Annotated in this window: 22 protein-coding genes; 8 read left to right on the top strand and 14 right to left on the bottom strand. The window is 33.5% G+C overall.

The annotated features are described in order from the left end of the window. Positions 1-12: 12 nt before the first annotated feature. Both tal and H6614_02250 read left to right on the top strand, forming a co-directional pair. Complete coding sequence (gene tal, locus H6614_02255; protein ID MCB9242480.1) at positions 13-975, top strand: transaldolase; 963 nt, start codon at positions 13-15, stop codon at positions 973-975. A 45-nt stretch (positions 976-1,020) separates the two neighbouring features. Further along, the gene (locus H6614_02250; GenBank protein ID MCB9242479.1) at positions 1,021-1,653 is read left to right on the top strand and encodes a hypothetical protein; all 633 of its coding nucleotides are present in this window, start codon (positions 1,021-1,023) and stop codon (positions 1,651-1,653) included. A gap of 329 nt (positions 1,654-1,982) precedes the next feature. On the opposite strand, the gene H6614_02245 is transcribed toward H6614_02250, so the two are convergent. The 14 genes from H6614_02245 to H6614_02180 all read right to left on the bottom strand — a co-directional run bounded on the left by H6614_02245 (position 1,983) and on the right by H6614_02180 (position 11,256). Beyond that, the gene (locus tag H6614_02245; protein ID MCB9242478.1) at positions 1,983-2,651 is read right to left on the bottom strand and encodes a flavodoxin reductase; all 669 of its coding nucleotides are present in this window, start codon (positions 2,649-2,651) and stop codon (positions 1,983-1,985) included. 5 nt (positions 2,652-2,656) lie between these two features. Then, positions 2,657-3,301, bottom strand: a complete 645-nt coding sequence (gene folE, locus H6614_02240; GenBank protein ID MCB9242477.1) for a GTP cyclohydrolase I FolE — start codon at positions 3,299-3,301, stop codon at positions 2,657-2,659. A gap of 9 nt (positions 3,302-3,310) precedes the next feature. Next, positions 3,311-3,958, bottom strand: coding sequence for a sigma-70 family RNA polymerase sigma factor (locus H6614_02235; GenBank protein ID MCB9242476.1), 648 nt, complete (start codon positions 3,956-3,958; stop codon positions 3,311-3,313). A 14-nt stretch (positions 3,959-3,972) separates the two neighbouring features. Further along, positions 3,973-4,356, bottom strand: coding sequence for a hypothetical protein (locus H6614_02230; protein MCB9242475.1), 384 nt, complete (start codon positions 4,354-4,356; stop codon positions 3,973-3,975). A gap of 127 nt (positions 4,357-4,483) precedes the next feature. Continuing rightward, entirely contained in the window at positions 4,484-4,789 is a 306-nt protein-coding gene (locus H6614_02225; protein MCB9242474.1) for a phosphoribosylpyrophosphate synthetase, read from the bottom strand. Positions 4,790-4,866: 77 nt separating this feature from the next. Beyond that, positions 4,867-5,466, bottom strand: coding sequence for an NAD(P)H-dependent oxidoreductase (locus tag H6614_02220; GenBank protein MCB9242473.1), 600 nt, complete (start codon positions 5,464-5,466; stop codon positions 4,867-4,869). After that, positions 5,394-6,239: a hypothetical protein gene (locus H6614_02215; protein ID MCB9242472.1), complete on the bottom strand. Its 846-nt coding sequence runs from the start codon at positions 6,237-6,239 to the stop codon at positions 5,394-5,396. The genes H6614_02220 and H6614_02215 overlap by 73 nt, the downstream gene beginning before the upstream one ends. A gap of 73 nt (positions 6,240-6,312) precedes the next feature. Next, complete coding sequence (locus H6614_02210) at positions 6,313-7,173, bottom strand: WYL domain-containing transcriptional regulator (protein ID MCB9242471.1); 861 nt, start codon at positions 7,171-7,173, stop codon at positions 6,313-6,315. Positions 7,174-7,192: 19 nt separating this feature from the next. Continuing rightward, positions 7,193-8,680: a DUF2779 domain-containing protein gene (locus tag H6614_02205; GenBank protein ID MCB9242470.1), complete on the bottom strand. Its 1,488-nt coding sequence runs from the start codon at positions 8,678-8,680 to the stop codon at positions 7,193-7,195. A 39-nt stretch (positions 8,681-8,719) separates the two neighbouring features. Next, positions 8,720-9,088 carry a hypothetical protein gene (locus H6614_02200; GenBank protein ID MCB9242469.1) on the bottom strand — a complete coding sequence of 123 codons (369 nt, stop codon included), beginning with the start codon at positions 9,086-9,088 and terminating at the stop codon, positions 8,720-8,722. Between the two features lie 31 nt (positions 9,089-9,119). Continuing rightward, the gene (locus H6614_02195; GenBank protein MCB9242468.1) at positions 9,120-9,980 is read right to left on the bottom strand and encodes a hypothetical protein; all 861 of its coding nucleotides are present in this window, start codon (positions 9,978-9,980) and stop codon (positions 9,120-9,122) included. An 8-nt stretch (positions 9,981-9,988) separates the two neighbouring features. After that, positions 9,989-10,546, bottom strand: a complete 558-nt coding sequence (locus H6614_02190; protein ID MCB9242467.1) for a thermonuclease family protein — start codon at positions 10,544-10,546, stop codon at positions 9,989-9,991. After that, positions 10,546-10,782, bottom strand: a complete 237-nt coding sequence (locus H6614_02185) for a hypothetical protein (protein MCB9242466.1) — start codon at positions 10,780-10,782, stop codon at positions 10,546-10,548. Before H6614_02185 ends, H6614_02190 begins: the two co-directional genes overlap by 1 nt. Positions 10,783-10,794: 12 nt before the next feature. Further along, positions 10,795-11,256 carry a hypothetical protein gene (locus H6614_02180; GenBank protein ID MCB9242465.1) on the bottom strand — a complete coding sequence of 154 codons (462 nt, stop codon included), beginning with the start codon at positions 11,254-11,256 and terminating at the stop codon, positions 10,795-10,797. Between the two features lie 98 nt (positions 11,257-11,354). Between H6614_02180 and H6614_02175 the strand changes: the two genes are divergently transcribed. The 6 genes from H6614_02175 to H6614_02150 are packed head-to-tail and all read left to right on the top strand — an operon-like array spanning position 11,355 to position 17,597. Beyond that, a complete protein-coding gene (locus tag H6614_02175; protein MCB9242464.1) occupies positions 11,355-12,146 on the top strand; it encodes a hypothetical protein in 792 nt (263 codons plus the stop codon). A 36-nt stretch (positions 12,147-12,182) separates the two neighbouring features. Further along, positions 12,183-13,139 (top strand): hypothetical protein, encoded by a 957-nt coding sequence (locus tag H6614_02170; protein MCB9242463.1) that lies wholly within the window; start codon positions 12,183-12,185, stop codon positions 13,137-13,139. Positions 13,140-13,174: 35 nt separating this feature from the next. Next, on the top strand, positions 13,175-14,956 hold the full coding sequence (locus H6614_02165) for a trypsin-like peptidase domain-containing protein (GenBank protein ID MCB9242462.1): 1,782 nt from the start codon (positions 13,175-13,177) through the stop codon (positions 14,954-14,956). Positions 14,957-14,980: 24 nt separating this feature from the next. Beyond that, positions 14,981-15,946: a hypothetical protein gene (locus H6614_02160; GenBank protein ID MCB9242461.1), complete on the top strand. Its 966-nt coding sequence runs from the start codon at positions 14,981-14,983 to the stop codon at positions 15,944-15,946. After that, complete coding sequence (locus H6614_02155) at positions 15,940-17,091, top strand: DNA-protecting protein DprA (protein MCB9242460.1); 1,152 nt, start codon at positions 15,940-15,942, stop codon at positions 17,089-17,091. Before H6614_02160 ends, H6614_02155 begins: the two co-directional genes overlap by 7 nt. Continuing rightward, positions 17,088-17,597, top strand: a complete 510-nt coding sequence (locus H6614_02150) for an HAD family hydrolase (GenBank protein ID MCB9242459.1) — start codon at positions 17,088-17,090, stop codon at positions 17,595-17,597. Before H6614_02155 ends, H6614_02150 begins: the two co-directional genes overlap by 4 nt. Positions 17,598-17,628 lie beyond the last annotated feature (31 nt).

Below are 17,628 nucleotides of genomic sequence, written 5' to 3'. Positions count from 1 at the left end.
ACTGAACTAATCATGGAAACAAATAAAGTAAAACACATACTCGATTTCGGTCAGAGCATCTGGCTCGATTTACTGGATCGCAAAATTATGGACTCGGGGGAATTAAGGAAACTAATTAAAGAAGATGGAATCAGGGGCCTTACATCCAACCCTGCTATTTTTGAAAAGGCAATCAGCAACAGCACCGCATATGATGAAGATATTGCAGCACTTTCAAAACAAAAAACCAGCACCAGTGAAGTATTTTTTGGCCTTGCGATCAAAGATATTAAACGTGCCGCTGATTTTTTTAAACCGGTTTATGATGAAACCAAAGGGGAAGATGGTTTTGTGAGCCTTGAGGTTTCTCCCCACCTTGCTCTCGATACAGAGGGAACCATAACTCAGGTAAAAGAATTATGGCAAGCAGTTGATCGAAAAAATGTAATGATCAAAATTCCTGGTACACAGGAAGGCTTGCCGGCCATTCGACATTGTATCAGCAAAGGGATAAATATTAATGTAACCTTGCTGTTTGGTTTGCCCAGATATAAGGAAGTAGCTGATGCCTATGTATACGGCCTTGAAGACAGATTGAATTCTAACCAAACCATTGATCAGATGGCATCAGTAGCAAGTTTTTTTCTCAGCCGTATTGATGTTATGATTGATCCGATGCTGGAGAAAAAAGGGTTGAGTACTCTGACAGGAGAAGTGGCTATCGCTTCCGCAAAAAAGGCTTATGAAATTTACCAGGAGGTAATAAATAGTGACCGCTTTAAAAAACTGGAAGCAAAAGGAGCAAAACGACAACGAGTATTGTGGGCTAGCACAAGTAGTAAAGATCCTTCATTCAGCGATGTGAAATATGTGGAGGCTTTAATAGGTACAGAGACCATCAATACAATTCCCTTGGAAATATGGCGAACGAGGAATTCGAGGAAGGGCTTAAAGCGCTTATCAAGATTGCGAGCCTCAGAAACACCGCAATTATGAGCGCTGAGGCCTTGCCGTGGCGATGCCATCGTTCACTCATTGGTGATGCGCTTACTGAAAAGGGTTGGTGCAGGATATTATGAGTCGTGCATCCGCTACAAAGCACAGGATGACACCTTTTTTGAAAGTAAGAAAAGGACAACTCATTTATCCCGAACCAAAAATATGATCAGGTATAGATACAAAAAACCGAATATACTTTTTGTAGGTATTAACCCACATCCTGGGTCGTTTAATCGTCGCGTTCCTTTTTCCAATAACAAATTGTTTTGGTATCTTCTCTCGGAAGCCGGTCTTATCAAGGAGAAAAGAGACGAATTGCGTGACGATAATACATTAGAACGGATGTACAGAGAGAAGTTTAATGGAGAATACGGGCTTGGATTCGTAAACATTATAGGCAGACCAACTGTAGATATTACAGAGATCCAGAAGCATGAGGAGTTACCTGGTCACAAAAAAATCTCTCGTATAATGAAAACAGAGATGCCGAAGGTAGTCTGTTTCATCGGTAAAGTCACATACGAAAAATATACCGGGTCAAAAGATTTTTCTTTTGGTTGGCAAGAAAACATAGGCACATCAAAAGTTTTTGTCATGCATTTTCCTTTGCGCGGTGAAGCTATTGTTAGAGTTCGAGAATTGCGTCAGCTTAAACGAGCTGTCAAATATTTATGATATTAATTGATATTATTGGATTCATCACTGGCATCAGCTGCAGAGCATACGCGACATGTTCATGCGTGCGGCTATTTCTGTAGCAGAGTTTGCATGTAAGTATTTTCCGGAGAATCTTCTACTAAGAGATTCTTCGAAGTACGAGGATTCTTTATTGTCTCGGTTCGCCGAATTATCTTCTTCATTGTTTCAACACTCCCTCCTGCCACCATGATGAGATCGGATCTCCTATTATGGAATCTATAGATAATAAGGTGTGGTTGTTTTGATACATCTTATCAGAAAAGTGAAGGAGTTCTAAAATCATCTCGAGCATAACTTTGGTCACGCTAAAAAGCCTCTTTCACAATAAAGTTGTCTTTAACCCCTAATGTGTCTAAGTGCTTTTCTGTAGCCTTCATCATCGGCGGTGGTCCGCAGAGATAGAAATACCGGGTGTTTTGGTCCATGTGCTTTTTTATCAGTTCTGCTGAAATAAATCCGTGTTCATATCCCTCACGTTCTTCGTCAGAAAGTACGTTGATGAAATTACTGCCCAGCATCGCGTTGAATTTATCTTCCAGAATAATATCAGAAACAGTTTTATTTGCAAAGATCAGTTTATTATTACCGATCTCGTTCTTCTCCTCAAGTTGTTTAAAAATTGCAATGAAAGGTGTTACTCCTGCTCCTCCCGCAATAAATATACCTTCACCTTTATATTTAATATCCCCATAAATATCATGAATAATAATTTCATCACCTTTGTTTAATGTAAGGAGCTGATTCGTAACTCCATTGTGTGAAGGATAGGTTTTTATGGTGAATTCTACATTTTCATCACTTGGTAGAGAAGTAAAGGTGAAGGTCCGTAATTCTTTTTCCCAGCCGGGTTTATTGATTGACAAATCTGTGGCTTGTCCCGGAATGTAAGCCAGCTGTGCAGATTTTTCTACAGTGATCCTGAGTACATCGTGCGTCAGGTGTTCGATGGATAATATTTTTAAAATATCCGACATAATATTTACCTCTTATTTAAGTATGATAGAAATTCATCTCTGACAATTATATTTTTAAATTTGCCGGAATAAATTGATGTAATAGTTGTACTTTTAGTATCTTTGATTCCTCTAGATGATACGCACAAATGTTCCGCATCAATAATAACTGCAACATCGTTATGCTGTACTACTTCTTTTAATGCTTCTGATATCTGCATCGTGAGCCGTTCCTGCACCTGGGGACGTTTTGCATAATACTGCACCAGGCGGTTTATCTTTGATAAACCCATTACTTTCCTTCCGGGAATATAAGCAACGTGTACTTTTCCAATGATTGGCACAAAATGATGTTCGCAATAAGAGTAAAGAGTAATATCCTTTTCGACTAGCATATTTTCATAGCCATACTTGTTTTCAAAAAGGGTTATCTCCGGCTTATTATCAGGATTTAATCCGCTGAACATTTCCTTCACGAACATTTTCGCCACCCTTTTTGGAGTACCACTCAAGCTGTCATCATTAAGATTAAGCCCTAGCGTGCGCATTATTTGCTCAAAATGAAATTCTATCTTATTAATTTTTTCGTCTTCGCTTAGCTCAATAGAATTATCCTGATACAACACATCAGTATAGACTTCGCTTAAACTATTGTTTATTACATCTTCCATAAAATAATTTTAAATTTCATTTATACTCTTCATAACGTTTTCTACTATTGCATCGCAGTAGATTAGATTAAATTCGAACAATTCCCCCGCAGCATAATTGCTTTCTATTTCCTTCCTTAACATTGACTTAGCCCTGTTTAGCCTGACCTTGACATTGGATTCGCTGATTTCCAAAAGGTCTGCAGTATCCGATACATTTAGTCCGTTTATCTCTCGTAAGGAAAAAACCATCCTGTAGTCGAAAGGAATATTGACAAGAGCTTTTTCTATGATATGCCCTAACTCACGGTTTTGAATTGTTTTTTCAGTGTCATTATTACCGCTGATAAACATTGGTTTTGAGTTATCGTTCATATCCTGTATAATTTCATTTTTAAAGCTAGACTTCCTTTTTTTCCTGTAACAATTATTCATCATAATGCGAATGATCCACGTTTTAAAGCTCGCGCGTCCTTCAAATTGGTTCAGATTTTTGTACGCATCAATAAAAGTATCCTGCATTAGATCCTGTGTGTCTTCGTGATTATAGTTGTATGACCTTCCAATCTTATACAAATAGGGATTAAACCTTCTTACAATTAATTCATAAAGTGATTTTTCCCCTCTTATAATTCGTCCGATAATTTCTGTTTCGGTAAACTTTTCAAATGAAACCATAAGTTTGCAATGTTTTAAGTACTTATTTTTGATATTCTTGCCATGGCAAAAGCAGAGACAGCCATCACAAGGTCACGTACAGCTACATCAACATAGTTAAATGCGGCCAATAATGTCAATGCAATGAGGGTAAGCCAGGCTGCAACAATATATCCTCCAATTTGCGGCTTTTTAAGGACAATGATACCGGCAATTATTTCGATTACACCTACGATCATCATAAAGGTTGAGGCAGAAAACGGTAATAGACCAGCCAAAGAAGGATTAATATATTGCTCCCAATTGGTCAAAAGGTTTGTAAATTTATCAGCTCCTGCGACGATAGGGACAATAACGAATGTAACCTTTAACAGATTGAATGTTTGTGTCAAAGATTGATTTGTTTTTGTAATTTCCATTTTCTTTGGTTTAAGTTGTTCTACCTATTAGAGTAAATCAACTTTTGAAAGGTTACAAAAAATTTTACAAGGAAGTAAATTGATGGCACCTGACAGTATTCTGATGTTCCATTGAATTATTCTTTAATTACCTGATATGAGTTAGTTTCCGAGCCAATTCAGCCGAGGCAGTGTCGGCATAAATACTATATGCGTTCACTAAAAGCCCTTTAACATTATTTTGTGTTGATGATATAGCATATAAAATACTCTCATTATCTATATCTGACATTTCCTGAAATCTATGCACTTCGTCAATTTCAAATTCATGAGGGCGGAGTCGAATATGGTTTTCAACACACTCAATACAATCAGTATCTATATTGAAATTGAATGTATAACCTCGTTTTGTCAGTTCGTTTATTGCTTCAATAAGATTAGAATATTGTTTCATATTTTTTGATTAAGAGTTTACTAAATGTATCAAATCAAGAAATTATTTAAAACATTCATAATAATCCTATGCTTGTGTTATTTCTGTGCATTTGTATCAACCCATTTTTCAAAAGCTGCCATAAAACTATTCAGGAAGGCTTTAGTAGAGTCGTTGGTCAGCTTTCCTTTATCGTCAAAAAGTGTTGCAGCTCCTCCAATGTATGCTTCCGGCTGCGCCATGGTGGCCACATTTACAAAAACCATGGACTGTCTCAAATGGTGATTAGCTCCGAATCCGCTAATGTTACCAGTTGAAACACTAACAATTGCTGCCGGTTTTCCAGCCCATGAATTTTGTATGTACGGACGGGAGCCTACGTCAATTGCATTTTTCAAAACACCGGGTACTGAGCGATTATATTCAGGGGTGAGGAAAAGAAGTCCATCAGCATTAATGATTTGTTTCCGGAATTCTACCCATTCATTTGGAGGAGTTGCTTCCAGATCTTCATTGAACATTGGAAGATTCGTTATGTTTAAAAGTTCAAGCGATAAAGAGTCCGGCGCAAGAGCAATTAGTGCATTTGCTGTTTTAAGGTTATATGATTCTTTGCGTAAGCTTCCTACGATAACTCGATCGCTGTTTTTAATTTCTGATGCCCTTGAACAAGTATTATTGTTGCATGCCCAAAACACAGATTTATCATGGCACGGATTGTCTTGGTTTTTCCAGTCCCCGGCTCACCGCAAAGCAAGTATCTCAACCCGTATCTAATATTTTTATAATTCTTTATGGTATTTTCAAATCTGATAAATTCATTTTTAATATTATCAGGAATATATATCTCGTCAATAGTTTCATTCTCAAACTCAGTAACCGGTAATGTATCTATTTTTATCACTTCTTGACTTTCCGTCGGATTAGTCTTAAGTGAAATAATTTTGTTACGGTAAAAAGAATTTTTTAAGGATTCCGTATAAACATAATCTATCAGGCCACTTGGAGTAATTGATTCGGGTTCGATACCAAGTGCAGCTACATAGTAATTGTTAATAACATCAAATCCGGGACCGGCATCTACTCTCATATAAATTGACATCTGGTATTGTGATTTACCAAACCCAATATCAACTGTAATAAGTTGGTTTTCAAGGATAACGTTATTGTTTTCATCCCTTGATCTTATTTGAGGAGCTACAACAATAGGATTCTGAAGTGATGCATGTGTATTGAAGGCGATTATTTCGATGTTCGAATCAATCCTGACACTTTCATATAAAGAGAACAAATAAGATTTTATGAAATCAAACTCAAACTCATTGATTTTAGTTTGGTGAAACGGATATAGAGCATTTTTTAAACCCTTTGAAATTTTAGTCTGGAATACCTCATCCGTAAACTGAAATTCTCCGGTTTGTAAATCTGCATCTGAAATCTCACTTATGTTGTTACTATTTACCCTATTCAAATATTTATCTCCTTTTTTACAAAAAAATAGTAAAAACAAGGATTAATTAATTCTCATCAGGTTAAAATAAATTTTATGAATATAATCTTAAGATCGAATTAGACTTTTCCAAAATGTCTTTTTTCAGCTTTGAAGGCTTTATTACCTTTACATCTCCACCCCATCCCATTACCCAGGAAATGAACTCAAAAGAAATCTTTACCTTTAGCTTTAATAATATGCCTTCCGGCACGTCAATTACTTCTTGCTCTTGAACAAATATCTTATCCTTTAAATACTTTTTATGTTTTTTATCAAATAACAATTCTACATTACTCGACTCCTTAATACCGGTATAGTTTGACCAGGAAAACCTGTATATGTCATACAAATTTGGAAAAACTTTCAAGGATGATTTTTCTTTATTAAATTTAACACTGATAATTCGCTCAAATAAAAAAAATTTTACATTATCTTGAACATCATTCTCAAGAGCAATTAGGTTGAAGGTATGTGCTACCTTATTAAACCCAATTGGGGTAACCACTCTTTTTATAGGATCTCCGTATGATGTAATTCCGTATTCAATACTAAGTTTCCTTTTTTCGTTTATTGCTTTAATGATTTTTACAAAAATGCTCAAGGTTTTATTACCGTACTTTCTTGTAATTGGTCCCAAATTTCTAATAAGGTCGTTCTCATTAAGAGCGAGATATAGAGATATGAGCTGATTAAGTTTATTTAATTTTATTTTATTTTCAATATATAGTTTGCCTTTAGAAGAATGAATAGAAACCCCTTCACTTCTAATTTTGACGAAATCCCTCCTTATACTCTGCACACTGCAATTATAGCGATCGGCCATATCATGTTCGGAATACTTACCAGGACTTTCATAAACTGATGCTGTGATTTCAACCTGTCTTAGCAGTTCTTTTGTTATCTCTTTGGGCAATATAATTTAAGATTTTGGTTTATACTACTTCTTTGTTCAATACCTCTAAAATCCTTACAAGAGCAAGTGTATCTAGTTTACAATATTCAAGTAAGTTATTTCTAATTTCTTCTTTCTCTTTTCCTTCTATATTATTCCCAATTAAATATAAAAATGCACTGCTGGCAGAGGAACCATTTGAGATTTGTAGTCCATCATAGCTCATTTCGGGTACTAGTGAAGGTAAAACCACTTTTAAAGAATACGATCCATTCATATCAGGTTTATAATACGATTTCTCTCTAAAGGGACCCATCAGATCCTTGGCACGGTTTATAATTGCTTCAACTTCATCTTTATATTTAGGAAACGCTAATGCTATTTCACTTAACCGGCTGCTCTCAAATGACATATTATATACAATTATATCGCCTTCTTTTTGTAAATGTTCAATCAAGGAAATTATGAATTGTTCCCTGGAGTCATTACTACTATTAGCTAAGAATTCAAAATGTCTGGGTTCAGTGGACATATTATCCAAAACATGTAAAGAGTACTGAAATGGGATCTGTCTGTATGGGCGTGTATTATCATAAAGTGGAATAGCCGGATTTATAGTTTCAAAATCCAAAAAATATAGCGGATATCTAAGATTGTCAATAAATTCTTGAATTTTTTGTTTGTCTATCCGCGAATTATTCGTTTTATGGGATTGAATCTGTATTAGTTGCAATTCACTTACTTCATCTTCATCTATGTCAGATAATTTTGTTATTCCATTCTTATAAAGTTCTAATTTCTTTTTCATTCTCATTCCTGCTATATCAAATACAGAGTTTTCCGGGATATGACTCCAACAGTAACCATAAAAATCACAATCATATGGCGAAAAACATTGCTCCCCGATATCAATTGAAGGAGTATCCGAAGACTGAAGGATACTTTTAAAGTCATTCACAGATTTTTCTATCAGTTTCTTATTTTCTTCACATTTTACTTTTAATGATTCTCTTTTGAAAAGCTTTGTAACATCCAAATCACCTATTCTTACATAATCACTATCAATATATACAATAAAAATATCATCTAATGGTAATCCAGATTCTTTAATAATATAATACTGATATGATATATCGAGTATATTTACCTTTTTTATGGATGCAGAACTTTTTACCTCATAAGCTTTCCAGCAATCTCCATCATGGACCAAGATATCCACTACAGTCAAACACTCTTGAAACATAAAGGCTGCTTCATAAATTACTTTTATTCCTGAATCAATAAGTCTTTTTGTCTCATTTATAGCTTTTTGAGTATCCAAGTCAGCACCAAAATTAGAATCTACTCCACCTGGGAATAATCTTTTTGCAAGTTCTCCAACTATATGGCCTGTATCAAAAATTGCTTGTTTTGACTCATCAATAGGGTCTCGATACTCCTTGTGAAATTTATTTAAATAAAGAGATTTCCCACACTGAGATCCTCTTAGAAAAGTGGATTTACTTAATAAATGTGAAGAAGTATTCATAATGATAATTAAATTAATGAAACCTTCTAAAAAGAAGTTTTAAATTTGAATAATATAGTTACCGTTTTCTTGCACTGCTATTCCAGAACATTGAAGTAACTTTCCAATGGCGTGTACATAACACGGTTTATCTTTAATTTGTTTTGGATATTTTTTAAGGAAATTATTCCGGTTATAAATACCGGTTTCTTTTGAATCGTTTATTAAGATTTCTAACATATCCAACGGAATGTTTATAAAGGATTTTTTACCAACCTGAATTCTATATCCTAAAGAATTTTTAAAGTTTTTGCATTTATATGGAGGAACTTCAGTAACGATCTTATATTTGGTACGGGGATTGGGATCGAGGCGCATTCCTTTATGGATGTTTTTCTTTAATAACTTTATTGCTTTAGTTAATTCCAAAATTAATTTCTCACAATTTACTTTAGATGATTCAATCTACAATATAACGAGTTTTTAAATAATTTAACCACTTAGAATAATCAGAACCTGGAACATTTGAGTCAAGGATCGAAAACAAATCCTCGTATTTTAGCCCAATAAATTTATTTTCATTCTTATTCATAAATTTAATATATTTGCCGCATACCTCTTCATAATATGTATTTCCTTCAGGGAATACTGTTATTAGAGTTGAGTATGAAATATTATCATTCTGAATAATACTTTCACCTAAAAGCTGGTTCCTCCATACCTGGCGGAATTCTTTACTGATAAGATGATCATAAACATTTGGTTTGTATAACTTGGATTTTTCTGAAACTATATAATATGGAGAGGATTTATCCCTTAAATATAACAACTGCTTGTCGGCTGCTGTATCTCCTCTTTCCGTATATTTTACTTCAACTCCTATAGTCCCTTTACAACCATTTATATGAGTATATTCTAAATAAGCATCAAAGGAAGTCCTGTCATTTAAATAATTACTTCTTGAGGAGGGTGCATATTCTATTTCTACTCTGTCAATTGATTTAATTATACTGCCCAATATATCATTAAATACGTTCCTGCAATACAGTTCATTTTGCTTTAAAGGAATAAAAAAATTGAATGGGATATGTTCACTTCGAAGCATATCATAATAAGATCGGTTTTTGAAACCAGGATAGCGAATTTTGACTGCATCAAATACTGCAAATCCATTATAGAAATTTAATCCATTTCTAATGCCATCATCAGTTAACCAGGTTTTGTGTCTATTATATCCAGTCTTAAGAATATCAGTTCTATACTTTATTTGATGCTCCATAGCTCTTAGCTTGAAGCTGGCTCTTTTTCCCCCTGAATTCATGAATGTTATTACTTTTTATTAGGTTTAAGTTCATCAAAATCTACATTTCCCCAAAGTCCCTTCCTGTTTTCTCGCGCATCACGTTCAGCCTGTCTAAATTCTTCCATGTAAACAAACGGATATTTTGTATATGCATAAGCAAAACCATCTTTAATGATCTGAAGATTAAAAAAGATTGTATCGTTATAATATACATACCGGAGCAGTCTTTTGTATCTATCTCTATTCGAATTAGTGGAATCAGGAATTAATATTACCTCTTTGCCGGAAAGAATACTGTCTGCATAATCTGAAGCCATTAAGCCCAATTGAACAATTGTCTCTCTATCCTTACTGCTCATTTCAATATCTTTGTTTAGCTTATCACTATCGTATTTTTCTGGCGTATCAATTCCAATTAGTCTTACCCTTTCCCCGTTTTCTAATTCAAAAGTATCACCATCGATAATTCTCTTCACTATTCCGTACTCTATAGAGTCACTGGGTGTATCTCTTATTACAGTACTTTGATTAATATTGAAAGATAAACATAAAAATAAACACACCAGTATGCCAATCTTCAACATTATAAGCCTCCGTAAACTTTTTCGGATAGTTTCTTCTTTAGATCAGCTAACTCTGACATAGCTTTATCAAATGTTACTCCATTGGATTTTTTAAAAAGCTTTTTATACCGATTCATGTCTCCATCGGATAAAATTTTTTTATCAACCGGGCTAAGTATTTCAACCCAGGCTGACAGAAGTCCATTTAATGCTTTCTTCTGAAAGGAAGATAACAATATATAATTATCCTTTCTCATCTTTCAATTAGATTAGTTTAAAGTAATACACTTTTCTCTAATAAATCTTTGGATTTCTCCCTCCAACTTTATTATAGAGTTTGCTGTCTTTAAGAAATCATCATATACTTCAGAGGTTACATTCACCATTTGAATTACCTCAATTGCTTGATACATATCAGTAAAATTGGCAAAGGTTTCGTTAATCACCTTGGAGTTTTGCAAGATCTTTAGAATTTTCTCATCTTCAATATACGTTGCTATCGAAATATATATTTGAATATGAGAATCAATTAAACCGGCAAATTCTTCTTTTAAAATACCATTTTGTTTATACAACTCACTATAAAACAACAAAAGATACTTGACAGAGTGTTTTATCTCTTCAGCTGAATATGGCAACACATTAATACTTTTAAAAATACCGGTATATTTATTATTGGAATTATTATAATGTTCAACAATTTCCTGAGCACGGTCTAAGGTAAGCTGCATAATTTATAAAATATCAGGTTTAATTATAACAGTTATTTAGTAGTTTTTTTTATGATTAAAAAAATTTAATATTAGTTTACGAATTAAACAATATTATAATGCTAGACAGGTTTAAACCTGAAAAGGCCAAGGATTTATTAACAATAACTTTACACATAATTTTTTCTAACTCCAAGGTTACTCGTGATGATTTAGCTGAAATTTGTGATAAAAGCATTCCCTCAATTGACAGATATCTTTCTGATTTACGATCTGTTGGGATTCAAATACATTCAGAAGCACGGAGTGGCGTTGAATTAATAAGTGAAATTGATGAAAACTTGTACAAATGTATTTGCAATGAATTCATTATAGCAAAATTCTCGTCTGTATTATACCTGGACGACTCATTTGACTTTAGTGATCTAAACGAAATCCTCGGAGATAAGCTTGTAATGAAATTTATACATGGCCTTGCAAATAAACTTTTTATAAACGTGTCTGTAAAAAATACAAATGGGGACGTTAGATTTATTTCATGTGTCCCTTTACATATATTCAAATTAGATGAAATTAATATTGTTTTTCAAAAAGATGAAACTATACATTTTTTCAATACGAAAGAACTTAGCAACATTCAACTGTTAAATGACCTCCATAACCTTTCAGTCAATCGAAATGAAATTGAGGATAAAGTTAAAAGATATATATCTCAAAATACAGTTTATTTACGTCAAGGACCTGCTTTAGTTAGAGATGATAACGATGATGATTTATTACATGAGGAAAAATCTTTGAATCAAGCCTATTACAATATTAGTTTGAAAGTGCGCGAAATTGATGATTCCATTTCTCTTAAGGAAAAAAATCGTCAAAACGCGATAAATATGTTCAAAAAACTCCATAGATAAGCTTAAATTATTATCACTGACTGATAGTAACTTTCTTTGAAAAACTTCTATATTGACAGTAAACTAAACAACGTTGATATGGAAACCATCTTTAAATCAGTTCAATCAGCAAAGTGCCTTTCAGTTCTACAGTTTGAATACGGTAATGTAAACAGCCTGGACTATATCTCCGGAAACAGGGCTATTAATGAAGGAATAATTCACATCTCTGAAATATCTGATTCAGGGAAAGTAAATTCACTGAAGATAACAAATTCTTCAAGGAGTTATGTATTTTTCTCAGACGGAGATATCCTGGAAGGAGGCAAACAGAACCGCCTCTTAAACACCTCAGTATTTATCGGGCCAAATTCCATCACCATTATCCCGGTTAGCTGTGTAGAAAGGGGCAGGTGGAATTACTCCAGGAGAAATTTCAAACCTTCAGATTTTTATGCTCCGTCACTTCTCAGAAAAGTAAAGAACATCGATGTTCAAAGAAGTCTGAGAAATGATAAATCCTTTAGTTCAAAACAGTCCAAGGTTTGGGAGGAGATACAATACAGGCAAACAGATCATAATAAACATTCGAAAACATTGGACATGACAAATCTCTTTTCCGATATGCCTGTGGATTTTGATAAGTTTGTAAACAGATTTAAGATCACAGAGAAGGCAAATGGAGCGGCGATATTTTTCAAGAACAATCTTATCAGCCTGGATGTTTACAACCGAACAGATATTTACAAAGAGTATTTTAAGAAACTGATCACATCTTCGGCTATTGAAATCTACAGGATGAACCTGGAGGAAAAGCCAGAAGAGACAGTATTGTTAAACAAAACAGAAATATTCCTTGATGAATTTGAAAACAATCCAAAGAATATAAACGAGCCTGTCGGGGAAGGAATAGATCTCAGGCTCCAGACAGGGAATATTATCGGAAGCTCACTTCAGTTCAACAGTGAGATTGTTCACTTAAACATTTCAGAACTAAAAAATCCCGTTATCTAAAATTTTCAGATAACGGATTTAAGGATAAAGAAAAAATGAAAAATTTAAATACGAATAAGATATTAATCGGAGCATTTATTATTCTCACTCTATTGATCTCACTTACAGGTGAAGTATTTTCTCAGCTTAGAAGCGATGAGGTACATGATAAGATATCGGGGGCTATCGTCTATATTACAAGTTATGACGGAAGCGGCGATTATAACAATCAGGGAAGCGGCGTAGTGGTCGATCCTTCAGGAGTGATATGGACAAATTTTCATTTATTCGATAAAGACTGCAGAATGAATTTAGAAATTGATGGTACTACGTATTATAACCCAAAGATTATAGGAGCAAATCCGGAAAAGGATATACTGATATTAAAATTAAACGAAGAACTAAAATATTACATAAAACCGGTGTCAACGATTGATATTAAAAAAGGTTCTGAAGTATATGCATATGGTAACCCATTTTCCATCAGCAATACTTTTTCCGATGGAGTTCTTTCAAATATTTACCAGTTCCCGTTTAAAGACCAAATCTTCCTGCAGTATACTGCCAGCATATCAGGTGGAAGCAGTGGAGGAGCATTAGTAAATTCAAATGGTGAATTGATAGGAATTACATGTTCTTCTTATAAGGATGTTGGCGTTCAAACTCTTAATTTTGCCGTAAGATCAGACGATTTTTTGAACACAAAAATAATCAGTCCTGACGATCCAAAGGCTGTTTCAGCAATGCATGAATACTGTATTGCGTATGATCTTTATAGCAGGTCTGATTATGTCAGGTGCATTGATTTACTAGAAGGTTACATTGCCTGTTTTCCGGATGACGCAAATGTATACTATTTAAAGGGAATTTGTTACTCAAATGTTGGAAATTATAAAAAAGCTATCGATAACTTCACGATAGCAGTTGATCTCAACGATCACGATGCAAAGTTCTTTAGAGAACGCGGTTATTCATATATGAAAGACGACAAATTAACGGATGCTTCAAAAGATTTTGACAGATCTCTGAACCTTCGCAATAACGACCCGCAAACATACTTCTATCTGGCCTTTATGGACTATGAGTACTTGGGATATTATGATAATGCAATTAAATATTGCGACAAAGCACTTGAGCTGAATTATGATGACCCGTATCCATATAGTTTAAAAGGAGATATCTACTTAAAAAAGGGCGATACAATATCAGCCATGACAAACTATTATAATTCTATTTATACAGATTCCACTTATGTAATTGCTTATGAAAAATTAGCTGAAATATATTTTACGCAAAGGAAATATACTGAATCAGCTTATAATTATTCATACATGATTAAATTTTCACAAGAATCCTTTCTTAGCAGCAAGGTATTTTATAGAAGGGCGGTATCTTATAAGAATTCAAAGCACATTAATAAAGCAATAGAAGACCTTAAAGAGGCGCTTTCACAGGATTATTATGACAACGATAATTATTTTACAGCTTTGGGATATTGCTACATTGATACTAAGGATTACGAATCAGCGAAGAAAGAACTCTTAAAGGCTTTGGAAAAAAACAAAAAAAATGTCGAAACTTATTTAGCCTTAGCAATTGTAAGTTTTATGTCAAAGGATTTTGACGAGGCTGATGAATATATGGAAAAAACCGTAAGATTAAAGCCGCTTATGAAGAAGGGAAAAGTAGAGATTGTGAAACTTAACAATAAATTAAATATCAGGCTGGACCAGGATCAATTGGAGATAGTTTATGAATTATTGAATCGTCTCGGGTATGAAGTATCCTATGGTTCATATTTTAAGAATGATAAAACAGCAGATCCGGCTGAAAAGTAAACCTGAAGAAATTAATTCTATGTTATGATAAATTATTATTTATTTAGGTGTAGCAAAAGGACTTACCAGGAATGTATTGACAGAATGCTATTTGGGCAAAAGTCAAATAACGATACTACTCCGGTATCCTCTGTACAAAAGGGTGATATTATATTTCTCCATTTTGTTACAAGCGAACAAGAAAAAGAAAATCAATTTGTAGAAGGACCTTTCGTCGCAGTCACTAATGGAGAAAAAAATATAGATATCAAGGCGTGGGAAGGCCAATATCCATGGCAAGTTAGGGTCTCTGGTGAGAATGGAATTATTAGGATATATCAATCTTCGTTCGATAAGTTTAATTTAAAATATCAAATACCTGATCGCTTTTTTTCATTCAAGATTGAAAAAACTATTGGTGATAAATGGAAAAATTATTTATTCAGGGTATTCAAAGGTAATTTTAAAGAAGACATTTTTGAATGCTATTATATTGACGATTATTACGCAAAATTCACTTACACCGATGAAGAGATTACTCCTTACCAAAGAGTTTTCAGAGAAACAATTTGGAAATTTAAAGATGGAGAAAATAGATTTGTGTTTACTCTTTCATCTTGCTTAAATAATAAATTTGGTAGTGAATTTTTAAAGAACCAGACATTGGCTTTCATTCCAGCTTCAACCAAAGAAAAAACAAAAACAAGATTTCAAAATTTTGCTGAGAAAGTTTGTAGAGAAACCGGAATGAGTAATGGTTTTGGATTAATTCAAAGCAAGCTTGATAGAGAACCAAAGCACATAAGCGGAGTTTCCAATTCTCTTCCTTTTAATGAAAGAATTAATCTTAATCCAAACTTAAAAGATAAATCTATTATATTAGTTGATGATATTTACAATACGGGCAGAAGTTTTCGCGAAATGGCTAGTGAGTTAAAATCGGTTGGAGCTAAATCGGTTATTGGTGTATTTCTGGGGAAAAATGTAAAAAAAATTAAATTAATATGTTAAGTAATTTACAAATTGCAGCTTTATTAAGTATTCCTAACATTGGAAAGAAAAGTGTTATTAAGATTATTGAATCTAATCCTCCATTTATTAAAGATCCAATTGAATTTTACAATTCAATTTGCTCAAAAACCAAAACCTTATCTAAAAGTTTGTTTTTGAATCATTATGAAAAGGTTATTGAAGACTTTGATAGACTAAAAATAGAAAAGATTAATACTGTCGGATTCAATGATATTGAATTCCCTATTTTACTAAAGGAAATTCAAGACCCCCCAGTGATTCTTTATTATAGAGGAGATATTTCTTGTTTAAATGATTATCCCACGGTTGCGGTTATTGGAACCAGAAATCCATCTGTATGGGGAGATAAAATGGGGCACAGAGTTGGTGAACATCTTGCAGAAAACAATATTACCGTTGTAAGTGGGCTTGCTCTTGGATGTGACACCGCTGCCCACAAAGGGTGTTTATCTAAAAACGGAAGAACTGCTGCATTCCTTGCTCACGGATTACATAAGATTTATCCAAGGCAAAATCAGATATTAGCCGACCAAATAATCGATTCAGGAGGTTGCTTACTTTCAGAATATTCATATGGAATAGAACCGCAAAAATATTATTTTGTCGAAAGGGACAGGCTTCAAAGTGGATCCAGCCTTGCTACGGTAGTAATCGAGACTAACGAAAAAGGAGGATCTATGCATACTGTAAAATTTACAGAAAATCAAAAAAGGCTACTATATTGCATATCTCACCCTGTTGAAAAACAAAATGATATGTCAAAAGGTAACAAAAAGCTCATTGAGGAAAAGAGAGCTGTTCCTGTTAAAGATTCAAAAGATGTTTATGATTTAATGAATAAAATTAAATACGAATATTTTGAAAGATTGAACAAATCTAATACCTTAGATAATCCTGAAATATTTGAAGAAAACAATAAAGAAAGTAATTTGACTCTTAGTATTGAAAATTTTGCAAAGAGGGTTAATAGAAAACCGGCAACCGTTAAAAAATATTTTCACAAACCAAATAAATTTAAAGAATGGAGTAACAAGTTAGACCCGGACTATGAATGGAAATATGATGATAAAAAAAAATTATTTTACGGTATGCCAATTGATAATTATAAATTACCATTAGAATGAGTGCTTTGATTTTCGACCTTGATATGACTCTTATAAATTCCAAAAAGGCAGAAGTTTATAGAACTGCCAGAAAATGGAAAAAAGTTTATGAATTAATTCCATATTTAACTTCATATCCAGGCATTTCAGAATTGATTAATTATTTGAACGGAAAAAAAATTAAAATTGCCATTGTTACATCAGCTCCCAGGCCATATTGCGAAAAAATAATAGAATATAATAAATGGGAAATAAATGAAACAGTTTGCTTTCATGATACTACCAAAAAAAAACCTGACCCTGAACCCCTTTTTAAGGCATCTGAATTATTAAAATTGGACAATAGTCAAATATTAACTGCCGGTGACTTAGATAGTGATATAATTTCTGCCAAAAAGGCCGGGATGAAATCTATTGCATGCCTATGGGGTTCGGAGAATAAAAATAATCTTATGAAGGCTGCTCCAGATTATGTTGCAAACAATACCTTTGAACTGAAATCCATTATAGAAAATTATTTTACTTAAAATAACAGAATCAGTAGAAATCCAAATATTC

The sequence above is a fragment of the Ignavibacteriales bacterium genome (assembly GCA_020635255.1).
GTDB lineage: Bacteria > Bacteroidota > Ignavibacteria > Tepidaquicellales > Tepidaquicellaceae > JAEYVS01.
This window is presented reverse-complemented; position numbering and strand designations above follow the sequence as displayed.